This window comes from Frateuria sp. GZRe12 (assembly GCF_051900535.1).
Lineage (GTDB): Bacteria > Pseudomonadota > Gammaproteobacteria > Xanthomonadales > Rhodanobacteraceae > Frateuria_A.
Map to the genome: position 1 here is coordinate 522,435 of NZ_JBHZGI010000001.1, position 17,731 is coordinate 540,165.

The 17,731-nt window shown below is 67.4% G+C and carries 19 protein-coding genes; all 19 read right to left on the minus strand.

Annotated features, from left to right (window positions below):
* A complete protein-coding gene (nuoK, locus tag ACFWZ4_RS02365) occupies positions 1 to 306 on the minus strand; it encodes an NADH-quinone oxidoreductase subunit NuoK (protein WP_091336603.1) in 306 nt (101 codons plus the stop codon).
* Entirely contained in the window at positions 303 to 950 is a 648-nt protein-coding gene (locus tag ACFWZ4_RS02370; protein WP_439703139.1) for an NADH-quinone oxidoreductase subunit J, read from the minus strand. The genes nuoK and ACFWZ4_RS02370 overlap by 4 nt, the downstream gene beginning before the upstream one ends.
* 12 nt (positions 951 to 962) lie before the next feature.
* The gene (nuoI, locus tag ACFWZ4_RS02375) at positions 963 to 1,454 is read right to left on the minus strand and encodes an NADH-quinone oxidoreductase subunit NuoI (protein ID WP_231320562.1); all 492 of its coding nucleotides are present in this window, start codon (positions 1,452 to 1,454) and stop codon (positions 963 to 965) included.
* Positions 1,455 to 1,462: 8 nt separating this feature from the next.
* Entirely contained in the window at positions 1,463 to 2,515 is a 1,053-nt protein-coding gene (nuoH, locus tag ACFWZ4_RS02380) for an NADH-quinone oxidoreductase subunit NuoH (protein ID WP_439703140.1), read from the minus strand.
* 3 nt (positions 2,516 to 2,518) lie between these two features.
* Positions 2,519 to 4,852, minus strand: a complete 2,334-nt coding sequence (gene nuoG / locus ACFWZ4_RS02385) for an NADH-quinone oxidoreductase subunit NuoG (protein ID WP_439703141.1) — start codon at positions 4,850 to 4,852, stop codon at positions 2,519 to 2,521.
* Positions 4,852 to 6,177, minus strand: coding sequence for an NADH-quinone oxidoreductase subunit NuoF (gene nuoF / locus ACFWZ4_RS02390; protein ID WP_439703142.1), 1,326 nt, complete (start codon positions 6,175 to 6,177; stop codon positions 4,852 to 4,854). The genes nuoG and nuoF overlap by 1 nt, the downstream gene beginning before the upstream one ends.
* A gap of 8 nt (positions 6,178 to 6,185) precedes the next feature.
* Positions 6,186 to 6,713: an NADH-quinone oxidoreductase subunit NuoE gene (gene nuoE, locus ACFWZ4_RS02395; protein ID WP_231320566.1), complete on the minus strand. Its 528-nt coding sequence runs from the start codon at positions 6,711 to 6,713 to the stop codon at positions 6,186 to 6,188.
* A 21-nt stretch (positions 6,714 to 6,734) separates the two neighbouring features.
* Entirely contained in the window at positions 6,735 to 7,988 is a 1,254-nt protein-coding gene (locus tag ACFWZ4_RS02400; protein WP_231320567.1) for an NADH-quinone oxidoreductase subunit D, read from the minus strand.
* A 1-nt stretch (position 7,989) separates the two neighbouring features.
* Positions 7,990 to 8,721, minus strand: a complete 732-nt coding sequence (locus ACFWZ4_RS02405) for an NADH-quinone oxidoreductase subunit C (RefSeq protein WP_439703143.1) — start codon at positions 8,719 to 8,721, stop codon at positions 7,990 to 7,992.
* A 13-nt stretch (positions 8,722 to 8,734) separates the two neighbouring features.
* Complete coding sequence (locus ACFWZ4_RS02410) at positions 8,735 to 9,292, minus strand: NuoB/complex I 20 kDa subunit family protein (protein ID WP_231320569.1); 558 nt, start codon at positions 9,290 to 9,292, stop codon at positions 8,735 to 8,737.
* 4 nt (positions 9,293 to 9,296) lie between these two features.
* On the minus strand, positions 9,297 to 9,653 hold the full coding sequence (locus tag ACFWZ4_RS02415; protein WP_231326002.1) for an NADH-quinone oxidoreductase subunit A: 357 nt from the start codon (positions 9,651 to 9,653) through the stop codon (positions 9,297 to 9,299).
* A gap of 288 nt (positions 9,654 to 9,941) precedes the next feature.
* Positions 9,942 to 10,295, minus strand: a complete 354-nt coding sequence (locus ACFWZ4_RS02420; protein ID WP_231320571.1) for a PilZ domain-containing protein — start codon at positions 10,293 to 10,295, stop codon at positions 9,942 to 9,944.
* 165 nt (positions 10,296 to 10,460) lie between these two features.
* Complete coding sequence (locus ACFWZ4_RS02425) at positions 10,461 to 11,390, minus strand: PIG-L deacetylase family protein (protein ID WP_439703144.1); 930 nt, start codon at positions 11,388 to 11,390, stop codon at positions 10,461 to 10,463.
* Positions 11,391 to 11,534: 144 nt separating this feature from the next.
* Positions 11,535 to 12,473, minus strand: coding sequence for a DNA polymerase III subunit delta' (gene holB, locus ACFWZ4_RS02430; RefSeq protein ID WP_439703145.1), 939 nt, complete (start codon positions 12,471 to 12,473; stop codon positions 11,535 to 11,537).
* Positions 12,470 to 13,114, minus strand: a complete 645-nt coding sequence (tmk, locus tag ACFWZ4_RS02435) for a dTMP kinase (RefSeq protein WP_439703146.1) — start codon at positions 13,112 to 13,114, stop codon at positions 12,470 to 12,472. Before tmk ends, holB begins: the two co-directional genes overlap by 4 nt.
* On the minus strand, positions 13,107 to 14,147 hold the full coding sequence (gene mltG, locus ACFWZ4_RS02440; protein ID WP_439703147.1) for an endolytic transglycosylase MltG: 1,041 nt from the start codon (positions 14,145 to 14,147) through the stop codon (positions 13,107 to 13,109). Before mltG ends, tmk begins: the two co-directional genes overlap by 8 nt.
* 105 nt (positions 14,148 to 14,252) lie before the next feature.
* Complete coding sequence (gene pabC, locus ACFWZ4_RS02445) at positions 14,253 to 15,062, minus strand: aminodeoxychorismate lyase (protein ID WP_439703148.1); 810 nt, start codon at positions 15,060 to 15,062, stop codon at positions 14,253 to 14,255.
* The gene (locus tag ACFWZ4_RS02450) at positions 15,059 to 16,441 is read right to left on the minus strand and encodes an aminodeoxychorismate synthase component I (RefSeq protein ID WP_439703149.1); all 1,383 of its coding nucleotides are present in this window, start codon (positions 16,439 to 16,441) and stop codon (positions 15,059 to 15,061) included. The genes pabC and ACFWZ4_RS02450 overlap by 4 nt, the downstream gene beginning before the upstream one ends.
* Before the next feature lie 8 nt (positions 16,442 to 16,449).
* Positions 16,450 to 17,688 carry a beta-ketoacyl-ACP synthase II gene (gene fabF, locus ACFWZ4_RS02455; protein WP_439703150.1) on the minus strand — a complete coding sequence of 413 codons (1,239 nt, stop codon included), beginning with the start codon at positions 17,686 to 17,688 and terminating at the stop codon, positions 16,450 to 16,452.
* Positions 17,689 to 17,731 lie beyond the last annotated feature (43 nt).

Sequence of the window (17,731 nt, forward strand, 5' to 3'; positions counted from 1 at the left end):
TCAGCCCTTCATCGAGTCGATTTCGGCGACGTTGACCGTGCTGCGGTTGCGGAACAGCAGCACCAGGATCGCCAGGCCGATCGCGGACTCGGCCGCCGCGACGGTGAGAATGAAGAACACGAACACCTGGCCGGACACGTCGCCCAGGAAGCGCGAGAACGCCACGAAGTTCATGTTCACCGCAAGCAGCATCAGCTCGATCGCCATCAGCAGCACGATGACGTTCTTGCGGTTGATGAAAAGCCCCGCGACGGCGATGCAGAACAGCACCGCGCCCAGCACGATGAAATGCGACAGCGTGATCATTGCAGCGGCTCCTGCGAGGCGGTCGGTTCATCCGGGCGCGAAGGCGCCATCTTGACCACGCGGATGCGGTCGCGCGGGTTGACGCGCACCTGCTCGCTGGCCGATTCGTGCCGCTTGTCGCCGCGATGACGCAAGGTCAGCGCGACCGCCACGACCACGCCCACGGTCAGAATCAGCGCGGCGATCTCGAACGGCAGCAGGTAGGTCGTGTACAGCGCCCCGCCCAGCCAGGCGGTGTTGGAGAGGCCCATGGCAGCGGCAGGATCGGCGCCCATCACGTGCGCGTGCATGGCGCGCACGCCGATCAGCGCCAGCATCTCGCCGAGCATGACCAACGCCACGATGATGCCGACCGGCAGGTAGCGGATGAAGCCTTCGCGCACCTGTTCCATCTTGATGTCGAGCATCATCACCACGAACAGGAACAGCACCATCACCGCGCCCACGTAGACCACGATCAGCGCGATGGCCAGGAATTCGGCCTCGGCCAGCAGCCAGATGCAGGCAGTGCTGAAGAAGGCCAGCACCAGCGAGAGCACCGCGTGCACCGAGTTCTTTACCGTGATCACCGCCAGGGCGGCGGTCACGGTCACGGCCGCGAAGCCGTAGAAGCAGATCAATTGCAGAAGGTTGGTATCGATCATGTCGGTGGCCTTTTAGCGGTACGCCGCGTCTTGCGCGCGGGCCGCGGCGATCTCCGGCTCGAAGCGGTCGCCGATGGCGAGCAGCTGTGCCTTGGTCACCACGTTCTGGCCACGCTGTTCGAAGTGGTATTCCATCACCGAGGTCTCGACGATCGAGTCGACCGGGCAGCTCTCCTCGCAGAAACCGCAGAAGATGCACTTGAACAGGTCGATGTCGTAACGCGTGGTGCGGCGCTGGCCGTCGCCCTCGCGGGGCGCGGAATCGATCGTGATCGCCAGCGCCGGGCACACCGCTTCACACAGCTTGCAGGCGATGCACCGCTCTTCGCCGTTCGGATACCGGCGCAGCGCGTGCAGCCCGCGGAAGCGGTTCGAACGCGGAATGTGCTCCATCGGGAAGCGCACGGTGTACTTGGGCTTGAACATGTAGCGCAGGGTCAGCGCCATGCCCTTGAGCAGCTCGATGAGCAGCAGGCTTTTGAAGTAGTCGGTAATGCGGTTCATGAGATGCCTTATGCCCCCGTTCCGGCGATGACCCAGCCGAAATACTTCATGCAGCCGGCCACGAGGACCCACACGATCGTGATGGGAATGAACACCTTCCAGCCCAGCCGCATGATCTGGTCGTAGCGGTAGCGCGGAAACGTCGCGCGAAACCACAGGAACAGGAAGGACATCAGGAAGGCCTTGATCAGCAGCCAGACGATGCTGCCGGTCCAGATCCAGTTGACCCAGGGCGAGACGTCCGCGGTGATCCAGCCTTGCAACGGGCTCAGCCAGCCGCCGAGGAAGAAGATCGAGGCGAGGAAACTCACCAGGATCATGTTGGCGTACTCGGCCAGGAAGAAGATCGCGAAGGCCGAGCCGGAATACTCCACGTGGAAACCGGCGACGATCTCCGACTCGCCCTCGGCCACGTCGAACGGTGCGCGATTGGTTTCGGCCACGCCGGAGATGAAGTAGACGATGAACACCGGCAGCAACGGCAGCCAGAACCAGTCCAGGAAGCCCTTGTTGCCCCCCTGCGCGTGCACGATGTCGGTCAGATTGAGCGAGCCGGCAAGCACCAGCACGCAGACCAGCGACAGGCCCATGGCGAGCTCATAGGAGATGACCTGCGCCGCCGAGCGCATGGCGCCGAGCAGCGCATAGCGCGAGTTAGACGCCCAGCCGGCCAGGATGATGCCGTACACGCCCAGTGAGGTCATCGCCAGCAGGTACAGCAGGCCGGCATTGACGTTGGCCAGCACCATCCTGTCGTCGAACGGCACCACCGCCCAGGCCGCGAACGCCGGCACCAGCGCCAGCAACGGCGCGATGTAGTACAGGAAGCGGTTGGCGCTGGAGGGAAGGATCACTTCCTTGATCAACAGCTTGACCACGTCTGCGAAAGCCTGCAGGACGCCCCAGGGGCCGATCTTGTTCGGCCCCATGCGCACGTGCATCCAGCCGATGACCTTGCGTTCCCAGTACACGAACATGGCCACCGCCAGGATCAGCGGCACCGCGATGCACAGGATGTAGACGACCGGCCAGACCAGCTCGTTGAGGAGTTGTTCGCCCATGGGTTACGCCTTGCTCAGGGTGATGGCCGCGCCGTACGGCGGCAGCGTGGCGGTCAGGTCGTGCGCGGCCTCGATCCACACGGCGCCATCCGGGACGGACGCGTCGATCGCCACCGGCAGCAACGCATCGGCGATTCGCACCTGCACGCCTGCGGTCAGACCGTGATGCATGGCGTCGTTGGCGTTCATGCGGACGGCGGCCGGGCGGTTGATCGGGTGGGCATTGAGCGCGTTGGCCCGGCGCAGCACGGCGTCACTGCGATATATCGGCCAGGTTGCCAGGCGCACCAGCGTGCCGGCGACCGACGGCTGGCGTGGGGCGAGCGTGGCACCATGCGAGGCCTGCAAACGGTCGGTGATGCCTTCGCGCAGGCCGGCCAGATCGTCAAACTCGAAGCCACTCAGCTGCAGCATGCCGCCCAGGGCGCGCAGCACCTTCCATCCCGCGCGAGCCTCGCCCGGCGCCTTGGCGCCAGCGATGGCGCTCTGCGCCAGGCCATCAACGTTGACCAGCGTGCCGTCGTTTTCCGGTAGCAGCGCGATCGGCAGGAGCACGTTGGCCACTTCGCGCAGCGCCGGGCTGGCGTAGGCGCTGAACGCCACTACCGCCTGCGCGCCACGCAACGCCGCTAGCGCCTTGGCGCCGTCGGCAAAGTCGTGCGGCGGCTCGACACCGTAGAGCACGTAGCCCTTTCGCGGCTGGGCAAGCATCGCCTGCGCGTCCAGGCCACCGTTGCCCGGCAGCACGCCGCCCTGCCCCAGTCCGAGCGCGTTGGCGCCGACCGGCAGCTCGTTGTAGCCGGCACTGGTGGCCTGCGCGACGAAGCGCGCGATGGCACGCAGCCAGGACGCCTGCGGATGCGTGGCGGCCACCTCACCCAAGATCACCACGGCCTTGCCCGCCTTGAGCACGGCGATCGCATCGCGGTCGCCCTCGTCATGTCGGGCAGCGTCGATGGCATCGGCGAGCGCAACTGGCGCGGTGGCGCCATCGGCGACCGCGGCCTTGGCCAGCGCCAGCAGCGCGTCGACCAGCGCGGACGGCGACACGATCGACTCGCCAGCCAGCGCGTAGTTGAAACCGAAGCGCGCCGGGTTGACCGCATAGGCCTTCGCGCCGCGCTTGACCGCCTGGTGCAGGCGATGGTTGAGCAGCGGCATTTCGTAGCGCAGGTCCGAGCCGACCAGCAGCGCTCCCTTGACCTGGCTGACCTCGGCCACCGGCACCTCGAAGCGAGCGGCGACCGGGCGATCGGACAGGTCCAGCTGGCGCAGGCGATGGTCGACGTGCGCGCTGCCCAACCCGCGGGCCAGGCGCACCAGCAAATCGCCTTCCTCGTTGGTGGTGGCGGGCGAGGCAAGGATGCCCATGTCGCTGCCGGGCACCGACTTCAGCGCCTCGGCGGCAACCGAGAGCGCCTCTTCCCAGCTGGCTTGCTGCCACTGACCGTTGCGCTTGATCTGCGGCGCATGCAGGCGGTCGGCGGCGTACAGGCCCTCGTAGCTGAAGCGGTCACGGTCGGACAACCAGCACTCGTTGACCGCCTCGTTGTCACGCGGGACCGTGCGCAGCACCTCGCCACGGCGCGTGTGCAGCCACAGGTTGGAGCCCAGCGCATCGTGGTAGGCGATCGACGGCCGCGCGATCAGTTCCCAGGCGCGCGCCTTGAACTGGAACGGCTTGTTGGTCAGCGCACCGACCGGGCAGACGTCGATGATGTTGCCCGAGAGCTCGGTCTCGACCGTCTTGCCGATGTACGTGCCGATCTGCAGGTTCTCGCCGCGGTTCATGCCGCCGAGCTCGTAGGTGCCGGCGATCTCGCTGGTGAAGCGCACGCAGCGCGTGCACTGGATGCAGCGGGTCATCTCGGTGGCGACCAGCGGCCCGATGTTCTCGTCGGCGATGGTGCGCTTGCGCTCGGTGTAGCGCGACACGCTGCGGCCATAGCCCAGCGCCACGTCCTGCAGCTCGCACTCGCCGCCCTGGTCGCAGATCGGGCAGTCCAGCGGGTGGTTGATCAGAAGGAATTCCATCACGTCCTTCTGGAACTTCAGCGCCTTGTCCGAGCGCGTCATCACCTTCATGCCTTCGGCCACCGGAGTGGCGCAGGCCGGCTGCGGCTTGGGCATCAGCTTGCCGCCCATCTCCACGTCGACCAGGCACATGCGGCAGTTGGCGGCGATGGGGAGCTTGCGGTGGTAGCAGAAGCGCGGGATCGCCACGCCGATCGCATCGGCGGCTTCGATGATCATCGCGCCCTTGCGGATCTGCGTGGGCTTGCCGTCGACCTCGATGTTGACCAGGTCGGGGGCAGTGGTGGTCGGCTGCGCGCTCATCAGGCGGCGACTCCAAGCTTGTCGTCGGTCATCGAGCGACCGTGCTCGACGAAATATTCGAATTCGTTCCAGAAGTGGTGCAGGAAACCCTGCACCGGCCAGGCAGCGGCTTCGCCGAAGGCACAGATCGTGTGACCTTCGATCTGCCCGGCGACCGCCTTGAGGCGATGCAGGTCGTCCTCGGTGCCCTTGCCCGCGACAATGCGGTCGAGCACGCGGTACATCCAACCTGTGCCTTCGCGGCATGGCGTGCACTGGCCGCAGGACTCGGCCATGTAGAAGCGCGAGATGCGGTGGCAGGCGCGCACCATGCAGGTGGTGTCGTCCATCACGATCACGGCACCCGAGCCCAGGCCCGAACCGGCCTTCTGCAGGCTGTCGTAGTCCATGGTGCACTCGAGCATGGTCGATGCGGGCAACACCTTCATCGAGGAGCCACCCGGAATCACCGCCTTGAGCTGGTGGCCATTGCGCACGCCGCCGGCCATGGCCAGCAGGTCCTTGAACGGTGTGCCCAGGCGGATCTCGAAGTTGCCCGGGTTGTTTACGTGGCCGGAGACCGAGAAGATCTTCGGGCCGCCGTTGTTCGGCTTGCCTAGGTTGAGGAACCAGTCGGCGCCGTTGCGCAGGATCGCCGGCACCGAGGCGTAGGTCTCGGTGTTGTTGATCGTGGTCGGCTTGCCGTACAGGCCGAAGTTGGCCGGGAACGGCGGCTTGAAGCGCGGCTGGCCCTTCTTGCCTTCCAGCGACTCCATCAGCGCGGTTTCCTCGCCGCAGATGTAGGCGCCGGCGCCGAGCGCCGTGTAGATGTCCACGTCGATACCTGAGCCGCCGATGTTCCTGCCCAGCAGGCCGGCCGCATAGGCTTCCTTCAGCGCCGCCTCGAAATGCTCATACGGCTCGTGGTGGAACTCGCCGCGCAGGTAGTTGTAAGCGACGGTCGAGCCGGTGCAGTAGCAGGCGATCGCCAGGCCTTCGATGACCGCGTGCGGGTTGTAGCGCAGGATGTCGCGGTCCTTGGCCGTGCCGGGCTCGGATTCGTCCGAATTGCAGAGGATGTACTTCTGCATCGTGCCCTTGGGCATGAACGACCACTTCAGGCCGGTCGGGAAGCCCGCGCCGCCGCGGCCGCGCAGGCTCGACTTCTTGACCTCGTCGATCAGGCCGGCGGGATCGGGCTTCTCGGCGAGAATCTTGCGCCACGCCTTGTAGCCGTCGACCTTCTCGTAGCTGTCCATCGACCACGGCGTGTCGAAGTGCAGCGTCGTGTAGACGACCTGGTGGTCTTGCGGTGCGGGTCCGACCGGACCGTTGCTGCTAGCCATGCCCTGCCTCACTCCAGACCGTCGAGAATTTCGTCGAGCTTCTCGGGCGTGAGCCGCTCGTGGTAGTGACCGTTCACCGTCATCGCCGGCGCGTACACGCAGGCGGCGATGCACTCCTCCTCACGCTTGAGGTAGACACGTCCATCCGGCGTGCTCTCGCCAAGCTTCACGCCCAGCTTCTTCTCGCAATGGCGCACCAGGCCCTCGGCGCCATTGAGCCAGCACGAGATGTTGGTGCAGATGGCCACGTTGTTGCGCCCGACCGGCTTGGTCTCGAGCATCGAGTAGAAGCTCGCCACCTCGTAGCCCCACACGGCAGGCAGGTCCAGGTACTTGGTCACCGCCACGATCAGGTCGTCGGTGAGGAAGCCCTGGTTCTGCTCCTGCGCGGCAAACAAGGCCTGGATCAGGGCCGACCGCTTGCGGTCGGCCGGGAACTTGGCGACCCATTCGTCGATGTGGTGGCGGGTGTGCTCGCTCAGCACGACGAGCGGATCGACGTGCTTGACCTGCTCGTAATTTCCGGTGGCCTTCATGTGAATCTCCTCGGTGCCGGCTTAGCGGTCGACTTCGCCGAACACGAGATCGTAGGTGCCGATCATCGCCACCACGTCGGCCAGCATGTGGCCGCTGACGGTGGCGTCCATCGACGAGAGGTGGGCGAAGCCCGGCGCGCGCAGGTGCACGCGGAAAGGCTTGTTGGCCCCGTCCGAAACCAGGTAGCAGCCGAACTCGCCCTTGGGGGCCTCGACCGCGCAGTAGGTTTCACCGGCCGGCACGCCGTAGCCCTCGGTGAACAATTTGAAATGGTGGATAAGCGCTTCCATGCTCTCCTTCATCTCTTCGCGCGAGGGCGGCGCGACCTTGAAATTCGTCACCATCACCGGACCGGGATTGGCGCGCAGCCAGTCCACGCACTGCTTGATGATGCGGTTGGACTGGCGCATCTCTTCCACGCGCACCAGGTAACGGTCGTAGCAGTCGCCGTTGACGCCGACCGGAATGTCGAAGTCCATCTGCGCGTACCTGGCGTAGGGCTGCTTCTTGCGCAGGTCCCATTCCACGCCCGAACCGCGGAGCATCGCGCCGGTCATGCCCCAGGCCTTGGCCATGTCGGGGCTGATCACGCCGATGCCGACCGTGCGCTGCTTCCAGATGCGGTTGGTGGTGAGCAGGTCTTCGTACTCGTCCACGCGGCTGGGGAAGATGCGGGTGAACTCCTCGATGAAGTCCAGCATCGAGCCTTCGCGTGCGGAATTGATGCGCTTGAGGTCCGCGCCCTTGTGCCAGGGCGATTCCTTGTACTGCGGCATGCGGTCGGGCAGGTCGCGGTAGACGCCGCCCGGACGGTAGTAGGTCGCGTGCATGCGCGCGCCCGAGACCGCCTCGTAGACGTCCATCAGTTCCTCGCGCTCGCGGAACGCGTACAGGAACACCGCCATCGCGCCGAGGTCGAGCGCGTTCGAACCGATCCACATCAGGTGGTTCAGGATGCGGGTGATCTCGTCGAACATCGTGCGGATGTACTGCGCACGCTCCGGCGCCTCGATGCCCAGCAGGGTCTCGATCGCGCGCACATAGGCGTGCTCGTTGCACATCATCGACACGTAGTCCAGCCGATCCATGTAGCCGATCGACTGGTTGAACGGCTTGGACTCGGCCAGTTTTTCGGTGCCGCGATGGAGCAGGCCCACGTGGGGGTCGGCGCGTACCACGGTCTCGCCATCCATCTCCAGCACCAGGCGCAGCACGCCGTGCGCGGCCGGATGCTGCGGGCCGAAGTTCATCGTGTAGTTGCGGATTTCCTGCATGTCAGTTCTTCCGCCAGTCGTCGGCGGCCTCGGCTCTGGCCTGGACAAGATCGGCATCGTCGCGGATCACGCGCGGCACCAGCACGCGCGGTTCGATGGTCACCGGCTGGTAGACCACGCGCTGCTGCTCGGCGTCATAGCGGACCTCGACGTTGCCGATCAGCGGAAAATCCTTGCGGAACGGATGGCCGACGAAACCGTAGTCGGTGAGGATGCGGCGCAGGTCCGGGTGGCCATCGAAGATGATGCCGTACAGGTCGAACGTCTCGCGCTCGAACCAGTTGGCCACCGGCCAGATGCCGGTGAGCGAGGGCACCATCGGCAGCGCGTCGTCCTCGCAGAACACGCGCAGGCGCAGGCGCCGGTTGTGCGTGAGCGAAAGCAGATGCACGACGACGGCAAAGCGGCGCGGCATGTTGGCATCGCGCGGGCGTTCGGCCCAATTGAAGCGGCCCATGGCCTGGCCTTCGACGCCTCGCGAGAAGCCGGTGGCCGTGACCGTTTCGGTGGCCCACTCGTCCTGGCCATAGCCGAGGTAGTCGACACCGCAGACGTCGATCAGCTGCTCGAAGCGGAAATCCGGCTCGTCGCGGAGCGCAGTGGCGACGCTCAGCAGATCGGCGGCGGTCAGCTCGGCGGTCGTCTCGCCGCCGCGCGCGGGCAGCAGCGACAGTGTGTCGCCGAACCGCGCCGCAAGGCGCGCGGCGAGCGAAGTGTTTTGCGTATCGGTCATGGGCTTATTGGCCTTAGCCGCGGGCGATGGTGCTGGTGCGGCGGATCTTCTTCTGCAATTGCAGGATGCCGTGGATAAGCGCTTCGGCCGTCGGCGGGCAGCCGGGCACGTAGATGTCCACCGGCACGATGCGATCGCAGCCGCGCACCACCGAGTACGAGTAGTGGTAGTAGCCGCCACCGTTGGCGCAGCTACCCATCGAGATCACCCACTTCGGGTCGGGCATCTGGTCGTAGACGCGGCGCAGTGCCGGCGCCATCTTGTTGACCAGCGTGCCCGCCACGATCATCACGTCGGACTGGCGCGGACTCGGGCGGAAGATCACGCCGTAGCGGTCCAGGTCCAGTCGCGCCGCACCGGCGTGCATCATCTCGACCGCGCAGCAGGCCAGGCCGAAGGTCATCGGCCACATCGAGCCGGTGCGTGCCCAGTTCATCAGTGCGTCGACCGACGTGGTGGCGAAGCCGCGCTGCACGACCGGGTTGTCCTCGGCCGGGCGCAGGATGTCGTCGACCAGGTTCAGCGGTTCCGGGTTGTGCATCACCCGGTCGATGGAAGACAGCATTCCCATTAGATCAGTCCCATTCCAGTGCGCCCTTCTTCCACACGTACGCGAACCCGACCACCAGCAGCAGCAGGAACAGCGCCATCTCGATCAGCGCAACGATGCCGATCTGCTGGAACACCACCGCCCACGGAAACAGGAAGGCGATTTCCAGGTCGAAGATGATGAAAAGGATCGCCAGCAGGTAATAGCGGACGTCGAAGCGCATGCGGGCGTCCTCGAAGGCCTCGAAGCCGCATTCGTACGGTGCGAGCTTGATCGCCTCGGGGCGGCGCGGGCCGGCGAGCATGCCGATGATCAGCAGCACCACGCCCAGGCCGGCGGCAACGCCGATGAACAGCAAAATGGGCCAGTATTGAGCAAGCACGATGCAACGTACCTCCGCGCCCTTCGGACGCATCAGTGACCGCCAGCATTGGCGGTCAGGCTGGTTCGATTCGGCAGGCCGCGCACGGCAGGGGCTGTCCAGCCACGATCGCACGCGTGGGGGCCGCGAGCGCCCGATTTCCACGAAATCCCTTCGTGTAACCGCGGCATTGTATCAGCGCGCGCGGGGACTACGCCAAGTATTGCGGACGCGACAGTTATTGGTTAGTGGCGCCCGTTCTCACAAATGGCAGGTGATGATGCGACCAGTGCGCGGAAGGGCCTTGCGCTACATGGTGTGGGTCGGACGCTCTGACGAAAGCACGCCGGCGAGGATGTTCTCGATGCGCTGGCGCGCCACTTCGGCATCACCGGACTCGTTGAAGTGCACGCCGATTCCGGCGGTGCGGTTGCCCTGCGCACCGAGCGGGCTGATCCAAGCCACCTTTCCGACCACCGACAGGCGCTCGGTCTCGTCCATCAGCGTGATCAGCAGCACCACCTCGTCGCCCAGCGCGTAGCGTTGCGCGGTCGGCGCGAACAGGCCGCCGTTCTTCAGGAACGGCATGTACGCGTTGTAGAGCGACGCGGCGTCCTTGATCTTCAGCGAGATGATGCCCTGACGGGCGGCGGTGGGGGTCATGCGTGGGCTCCGGGGCGAACGGCCGGTTTCGGCCGGCGCCCGGGCATCGTAGCGAGCGCGATGGGCGGGCGCAAAGCGGACGGATCGCGCAGGGTGGGCTTCGGCCCACCGGCCCACATTGCCGGAAAGGGCGGTGGCCCAGCCCACCCCCGCCCGACCCGGCGACTACAGCTCGCACCAGCCCCAGCGATCGAAGATCCACGGCGACGGCACGTCCATGTCCAGCCGGGCAAAGCATGGCGCCGTGGACACCTCGGCCAGGCGCCAGCGGCCCTGCCCGTCACGCTGCAGCGGCGCGTCGGCCCAGGGCCAGTGACGTACGCCGTCCGGGCTGGCGATGGTCAGGCGCAATTGCGAGCGCCAGGCCCTGGGATGCCAGGGCAGCGCGCCCGCCTCGCGGTCGGCCGGGGGCCGGGCGACGCGGTCGTAGCGCTCGGGGCGATCGGTCAGGCGGCGCATGCGGCCTGCGCTCAACGCCATCTGGCTGCCGTGGGCCGTCAACGCCGCGAGCTTGGCCTCGTGCCGCCCGGCGGCGGCAGGCAGAGCGACGTCGGGCGACGCCTCTCCGCGACCGTGCACCAGGTAACTGAGCAGCAGCGGCGGCTCGGCGTCCCAGTCGGCCAGGGCCAGTCGCATCAGTACATGCGCGCTGCCGTGGTCGGGATGGCGATCGGGCAATGCCGGCAAGGCGACCACGTTCGGGCGGAAATCCACCAGCTCCTCGACCAGCCGTGCGCGTGCCATCGAGGCATCCTCGCGCACCAGCGCAGTGAGGCCCATGTCGGGCCAGCCCATCGCATGCAGGGCATCGAACGGCACGTCGAGCCGGCGCAGGGCCTCGGCGACCTCGCCGCGTCGCCGCCGCCCCCAGCGCGCGCGTTCGGCATCGCCGATACGCAGGCGACGTTCGATCCAGCGTTGCGGCCAGGGGTTGTCGTCACCGTCGCTGAGCAGCAGCACGCGCACCTCGCCGCCCGCCGCACGCACGAGTTGCAGCAGTTCGCCGGTGCCTATGGTTTCGTCGTCGGGATGCGGAGCCACCACCAGCAGGCGGGTCCGCGCGTCGGGGCTGTACAGCTCCGGGCTCAACGGCATGTCGTGGCGCCTCCCGCGCCAGGGTATGGGGAACGCCTGGGGCTTCGGGCCGCAAGCGAATCGTTGCGCGCAGCTTGCGGCAGCGCGCGTTCGCACTACGTGTAGCGTCAGGCAGGTGGCCGCACGGTTCCGTGGTTCATCGCGTCAGTGCCAGCCAGCGAGCAACTCTAGCAGCAGCAGGTCGCCACGCAGCGGACCGCGCAAGGCGTCGCGCGTTCGGCTGGCGGCGGCGAACCAGTCGGCCAGCGCGTCGGGTTCGAGCTGGCTGCCAAGCGGCGCGGCGCCGCCGGTCGCGCGCGCCCGCGCTTCGTCCACGGCCGCCTGCGCGGCAAACCACAGGCACTGCTCCGGTTCGGTGTCGAGCCAGCGGCGCGCCACTTCCATCGGTTCGGCGCGACCGGCGGCCAACGCGGCCAGGTCCTTGCGTACCGCTTGCCGGCGTGCCAGCGCACCCTGCTCCGCCCAAGCCTGGGCCAGGCCGGGATTGCCCCCGGCCGCCTGCAGCGCGGCGGAGGGATCGGCAACGCCCTGCGCCGCCAGCCAGGCCATCGCCTCGTCCGACGGCGGCAACTGGAACTCGATCCGCTGGCAACGGCTGCGGATCGTCTGCGGTAGCCGCCAGGGGGCGTCGGCGACCAGCAGCAGGAGCGTCTGCGGCGAGGGCTCCTCGAGTGTCTTGAGCAGGGCGTTGGCGGCGGATGCGTTCATCGCATCGGCCGGGTCGATCACCACGACCTGCCAGCCGCCGAACTGGCTGGCCATGGCCAGCCGCGCGGACAGTTCGCGGATCTGCTCGACGACGATCTCCTTGCGCTGGACACCGTCTTTGCGCAGGCCATAGCTGATGGTAACGAAGTCCGGGTGCGTGCCGGCGCCGAGCAACAGGCAGGCGCGACACTGGCCGCAGGCTTCGCCCTCGCGCGGGCGCTCGCACAGGAGGCCACGCACGAACCGATGCATGAAGGCGCGCTTGCCCAAGCCTGCGGGACCGCATAGCAGCAGCGCGTGCGGCAAGGCCTCGCGTGCCAGGCGCGATTGCAGCCGTTGCCAGTGCGCCTCGTGCCAGGGCGGCGGCGTACTCATGCCGGGCCCTGCGCAAACAGGGACGCGAGCGCCGAGACGGCCGCCTGCAGCACGGCCTCGGGCGACTGACCGGCGTCGATCACGCGGAACCGGTGGGGCTCTGCCGCGGCACGCGCGCGATAGCTCGCACGCACGCGCTCGAAGAATGCGTCGGCTTCGGTCTCGATGCGGTCCGCTTCGCCCCGGCCGGCGGCGCGTGCCCGGCCGGTCGCCACCGGAAGGTCGAGCAACAGAGTCAGGTCCGGCACGACTCCGGCGCAGGCCCAGCGTTCGAGTTCCGCGATACGTTCCAGCGGCTGGCCGCGGCCGCCGCCTTGGTAGGCATAGCTGGCATCGACATAGCGATCGCACAGTACCCATTGGCCGGCCGCAAGGGCTGGGGCAATCGTTTCGCGCACGAGCTGGGCGCGCGAGGCGAACATCAGCAGCAGTTCGGTTTCGGCGGCCATCCGGTGCGTTTGCGGGTCGAGCACGATCGCGCGGACCGCCTCCCCCACCGTCGTGCCACCCGGCTCGCGGGTCTGCACCAGATCGATGCCCTGCCCTGCGATATGTCCACGCAGGGCAGCCAGCAACGTGCTCTTGCCGGCACCTTCGCCGCCCTCGAGCGAGATGAAGCGTCCGCGTCGCGCATCAGTCATGGCAGCGCTTCAGCTGATAGCAGGCGACATTGCGGTTGTGCTCGGCGAGCGAGCTGGCGAACACGTGGCTGCCGTCGCCGCGGGCAACGAAGTACAGCGCCTTGCCTGGTGCCGGATGCAGCGCGGCCTGTATCGCCGGCTGCCCTGGCAGCGCGATCGGCGTGGGCGGCAGGCCCGCGTGCAGGTAGGTGTTGTAGGGGGTATCCGCAAGCAGATCGCTGCGGCGGATGTTGCCGGCGTAGGTCGCGCCCATGCCGTAGATCACCGCCGGGTCGGTCTGCAGCAGCATGTGATTTTCCAACCTGCGTACGAATACCCCGGCAATCTTCGGCCGTTCGTCGGAGCGCCCGGTTTCCTTCTCCACGATGGAGGCCAGGATCAACGCATCGTAAGGCGTGGCCAGCGGCAGGTCCTTGTCGCGCCCAGGCCAGAGTTCGGCCAGCGTGTGCACCATGGCCTGGTGCGCGCGCTTGAGGATGTCCAGGTCGCTGTCGCCTTTGACGTAGGCATAGGTCTCGGGCAGGAAGCGGCCTTCGGGCATCTCGCCGGCTGCCCCGATGTGTTGCATCAGGCTGGCGTCGTCCAGCGAAGCGCCTTCGTGGCGCAGCGTGGGTACATCCGCCAGGGCATCGCGCAGTTGCCGGAAGGTCCAGCCGTCGACGATGGTGAAGTCGCGCTGCAAGACGCGGCCCGCAGCCATGGCGTCGAGCAGTTGGCCGGGCGTGACGCCCGGATCGAGCGCGTACTCGCCGGCATGCAGCCGGTCGGCCACCCGCATGCGTTCGGCCAGCACGCGCCAGTACAGCGAGGGCGCATGGGTAAGGTTGCGCGCACGCAATTGCGCCACGATGCCGCGCAGGGAGGTGCCTCGCGCGACGTCGATCGTCTGGCGCTGCGGGCCGATCGCCAGCGGTGCGCGGCTGAAGCGTTCGAAGTCGTACCAGCCCGCCACCACGGCGGCCAGCACGCCCAGCAGCAGCACCCAGGTCAGGATGCGCCAGGCGGCTCGCCCCTTTCTCTTCTTGCGCCCCATCGACGACTCCCAAGGATGATCCGATCCATTCTACGCAGGCCTCACTGGCGCGCGAAATAACACGAAGAGGCTTGGTGCCGCCTGCACAACATCGATCAGGGCATCCTAAAAACCCAGTTCGCGCCAATGCGACTGCAGCGCGCGTGTGACCGGGCCAACGGCAAGAGCGCGGCCGTCCAGTTCGCGAACCGGCAGGATGCCGCGCACGCTCGAGGATAAAAAGAGCTCGTCGGCGCCACGAAGTTCGTCAAGCGGGATCGGGCGCACCTGCACGTGCGGCCAGGCGGCCAGCACTTGTGCCCTGGCCACGCCGGCGACGCCGCAACGATCGACCGCCGGCGTGGCAGCCACGCCGGCGAAGACCGCAAAAAGATTGGCCGCGGTGGCCGAAATCGCCAATCCGTCAGCGTCGCACAACAAACCTTCGGCGATGGTCGGGTCATCCCACTCGGCACGGGCCAGCACCTGTTCCAGGCGATTGAGATGCTTGAGGCCGGCAAGCGCCGGCTGCACTCCCAGGCGCAGGGTGCACAGACGCACGCGGATGCCCTCGGCCTGCGCGGGCTCGTCGCACGGTGGAACATCGAAGGCGGCAACGATGCGGGTAGGCTGTGGCTTCGTGGGCGGTTTGTAGCCGCGTGCTCCGATTCCCCGCGTCAGGGTAATGCGCACGACCGATTGCGCCAGCTCCCGCGACACGGCGCGCGCCTCGGCAAGCAGCGCGCCCGCACCGGGCATCGGCAACCCCAACCGGCGGCAACCATTCTCCAGGCGGTGCATGTGGCGCGACCACAGTGGCGCATCGGCGCCGAGGAAGCGGATGGTCTCGAACAGGCCGTCGCCATAACCGAGTCCACGGTCCATGACCGAAATCCGGTCGCCTGCCTGGCCATCGACCAGTACGCGCGCAATCAACCGGGCACTCCCAGCGCGCGCAGCAGGCCCCGGGCCTTGGCGCGGGTTTCGTCCAGCTCGTGCTCGGCGATCGAGTCGGCCACGATGCCGGCGCCGGCGCGCAGCGTGACGTCGGAACCGGTCTGGGTGAACGTGCGTATCAGGATGTTGAGGTCGAGCTCACCGCTCAGGTCGAGGTAACCCAGCGCACCGGTGTAGGCGCCGCGCGGCTCGTCCTCGATCGCGGCGACGATCTCCATGCAGCGCACCTTGGGGCAGCCGGTGATGGTGCCGCCCGGAAAGGTCGCGGCGATCACCTGCCCTGGCGTGACCCCTTCGCGCAGTCGCCCGCGCACGTTGGAAACGATGTGGTGCACGTGGGCGTAGCTCTCCACCACCATAAGCTCGTCGACCACGACCGTGCCCGGCACGCAGACACGGCCGAGATCGTTGCGCTCCAGGTCAATCAACATGACGTGTTCGGCGCGCTCCTTCGGATGCGTGGCGAGTTCGCGGATGCGCGCCGCGTCATCGTCGCCGGCCACGCGCGGACGGGTGCCCGCGATGGGACGCGTCTGCGCCACGCCGTCGCGCACCTCGACCAGCCGCTCTGGCGAGGAGCTGGCCACGGCCCAGCCAGGCTGTTGCAACAGACCCGCGAACGGCGCCGGATTGGCCGCCCGCAACGCCCCGTACAAGGCCGCCGGCGACGGCGGCATCGCATAGCGCGCGCGCCAGGCGCGCGAGAGATTGGCCTGGAAAATGTCGCCGGCGTGCAGGTGTTCGTGGACGCGGGCGACGCCATCCAGGAAACGCCCGGGCGGATCCTCTTCGATGGCGATCGGCGGAACCAGCGCGGGCAACGCGAGGGGGACGGTGAGGTCGGCCTCCATCGCATCGAGCAGGTCGGCGTGTCCTGCCTCGGCCACCAGCAGCGTGCGGTCGCGGGCGTGGTCGACGATGATCGCCGCCGGGCAGCGCAACGCCAACGCCACGGGCAGATCATCGCCGGATGGCAGGCGGAGGCGCGGCTCGATTTCGCCGGCCAGTTCGTAAGCCAGCATCAGTACCCAGCCCCCGTGGAACGGCAACCCGTCGTTCTGCCGCGGTACGCGCTCGGCCTGCCAGGCGGCGTCGAGCGCGTCGAGGAATCGGCGCTCCGGCGGGAGCCCGCTGGTGTGCGATGCCTCCGGCTCATCGCCCCCAAGTGGACTCGTGCAAAGGTGGCCGTCCGGGTGGAGGGCAAGCTTCTCGCGCGGAAACGCGAACAGGATGTCGTAGCGCGCCTGTGCGCTACCGCGCACCACGCTTTCAAGAAGGCACGGATAGCGGTCCGCAAAAGCAGCGGCCGGCGCGAGCAGGTCGCGCCGGCCGTCAAGGACCCTCAGATGGCCGTCCACGCTTCCGCTCAGTGGCGGCGGAAGACGAGCGTGCCGTTGGTCCCGCCGAAGCCGAAGGAGTTGGAAATCGCCACGTCCACGTCGGCCTTGCGCGCCGTGTGCGGCACGAAGTCCAGGTCGCAGCCCTCGCCCGGCTCGTCCAGGTTGATCGTCGGAGGCAGCACCTGATCGCGCAGCGCCAGGATGGTGAAGATCGCTTCGACGCCGCCCGCAGCGCCCAGCAGGTGGCCCGTGGTCGACTTGGTCGAGCTCATCGCCAGCTTGTAGGCGTGCTCTCCGAACACCTTCTTGGCCGCCATCACCTCGCCGAGGTCGCCCAACGGCGTGGAGGTGCCATGCGCATTGATGTATTGCACTTCGGTCGGCTTGACGCCGGCGTCGTCCAGCGCCGCCTGCATGCAACGCGCAGCACCCTCGCCACCCTCGCTGGGCGCGGTGATGTGATACGCGTCGCCGCTCATGCCGAAGCCGACCAGCTCGGCGTAGATCTTCGCGCCACGTGCCTTGGCGTGCTCGTACTCTTCCAGCATCAGCACGCCTGCGCCGTCGGACAGCACGAAACCGTCGCGGTCCTTGTCCCACGGGCGACTGGCCTTGGTCGGCTCGTCGTTGCGGGTGGACATGGCCTTGGCCGAGCAGAAGCCTGCCATCGCGGTGCCGGTGGTGGCGAATTCGGCACCGCCGGCGATCATCACGTCCGCGTCGCCGTACTGGATCATGCGCATGGCCAGGCCAATGTTGTGCGTGGCCGTGGTGCAGGCGGTGACACAGGCGATGTTCGGGCCCTTCAGTCCGAACATGATCGACAGGTGGCCCGAGACCATGTTGATGATCGAGCTGGGCACGAAGAACGGCGACACGCGACGCGGACCCTTTTCGTGCAGCTCGATCGAGGTGTCCTCGATGGTATTGAGGCCGCCGATGCCGGCGCCGACGGCCACGCCGATGCGCGGCGCGTTCGCCTCGGTGATCTCAAGCCCGGAATCGCGCAGCGCCTGCGTGCCGGCAGCGATGCCGTAGTGGATGAACGGGTCCATCTTCTTGACGTCCTTCGGCGGCATCCACTGTGCCGGGTCGAAGTCGCGTACCTGCCCGGCAATGCGCGTGGCATAGCCGGTGGCGTCGAAGTGGGTCACCTGTCCGATGCCGCTGTTGCCCTTGAGGATGTTGTCCCAGGCGGTGGCGATGTCATTGCCGACCGGCGAGATGATGCCCATGCCGGTCACTACGACGCGTCGTTTGCTCATGGATTTTAATCCTTACGTGTTCTCTGGGCTCGCTGCCGCGCAA

Bases quoted from the DNA above. Each gene is read 5' to 3' on its own strand.
- nuoK (WP_091336603.1), bottom strand. From the start codon at position 306: ATGATCACGCTGTCGCATTTCATCGTGCTGGGCGCGGTGCTGTTCTGC.
- ACFWZ4_RS02370 (WP_439703139.1), bottom strand. From the start codon at position 950: ATGATCGATACCAACCTTCTGCAATTGATCTGCTTCTACGGCTTCGCG.
- nuoI (WP_231320562.1), bottom strand. From the start codon at position 1,454: ATGAACCGCATTACCGACTACTTCAAAAGCCTGCTGCTCATCGAGCTG.
- nuoH (WP_439703140.1), bottom strand. From the start codon at position 2,515: ATGGGCGAACAACTCCTCAACGAGCTGGTCTGGCCGGTCGTCTACATC.
- nuoG (WP_439703141.1), bottom strand. From the start codon at position 4,852: ATGAGCGCGCAGCCGACCACCACTGCCCCCGACCTGGTCAACATCGAG.
- nuoF (WP_439703142.1), bottom strand. From the start codon at position 6,177: ATGGCTAGCAGCAACGGTCCGGTCGGACCCGCACCGCAAGACCACCAG.
- nuoE (WP_231320566.1), bottom strand. From the start codon at position 6,713: ATGAAGGCCACCGGAAATTACGAGCAGGTCAAGCACGTCGATCCGCTC.
- ACFWZ4_RS02400 (WP_231320567.1), bottom strand. From the start codon at position 7,988: ATGCAGGAAATCCGCAACTACACGATGAACTTCGGCCCGCAGCATCCG.
- ACFWZ4_RS02405 (WP_439703143.1), bottom strand. From the start codon at position 8,721: ATGACCGATACGCAAAACACTTCGCTCGCCGCGCGCCTTGCGGCGCGG.
- ACFWZ4_RS02410 (WP_231320569.1), bottom strand. From the start codon at position 9,292: ATGGGAATGCTGTCTTCCATCGACCGGGTGATGCACAACCCGGAACCG.
- ACFWZ4_RS02420 (WP_231320571.1), bottom strand. From the start codon at position 10,295: ATGACCCCCACCGCCGCCCGTCAGGGCATCATCTCGCTGAAGATCAAG.
- ACFWZ4_RS02425 (WP_439703144.1), bottom strand. From the start codon at position 11,390: ATGCCGTTGAGCCCGGAGCTGTACAGCCCCGACGCGCGGACCCGCCTG.
- holB (WP_439703145.1), bottom strand. From the start codon at position 12,473: ATGAGTACGCCGCCGCCCTGGCACGAGGCGCACTGGCAACGGCTGCAA.
- tmk (WP_439703146.1), bottom strand. From the start codon at position 13,114: ATGACTGATGCGCGACGCGGACGCTTCATCTCGCTCGAGGGCGGCGAA.
- mltG (WP_439703147.1), bottom strand. From the start codon at position 14,147: ATGGGGCGCAAGAAGAGAAAGGGGCGAGCCGCCTGGCGCATCCTGACC.
- fabF (WP_439703150.1), bottom strand. From the start codon at position 17,688: ATGAGCAAACGACGCGTCGTAGTGACCGGCATGGGCATCATCTCGCCG.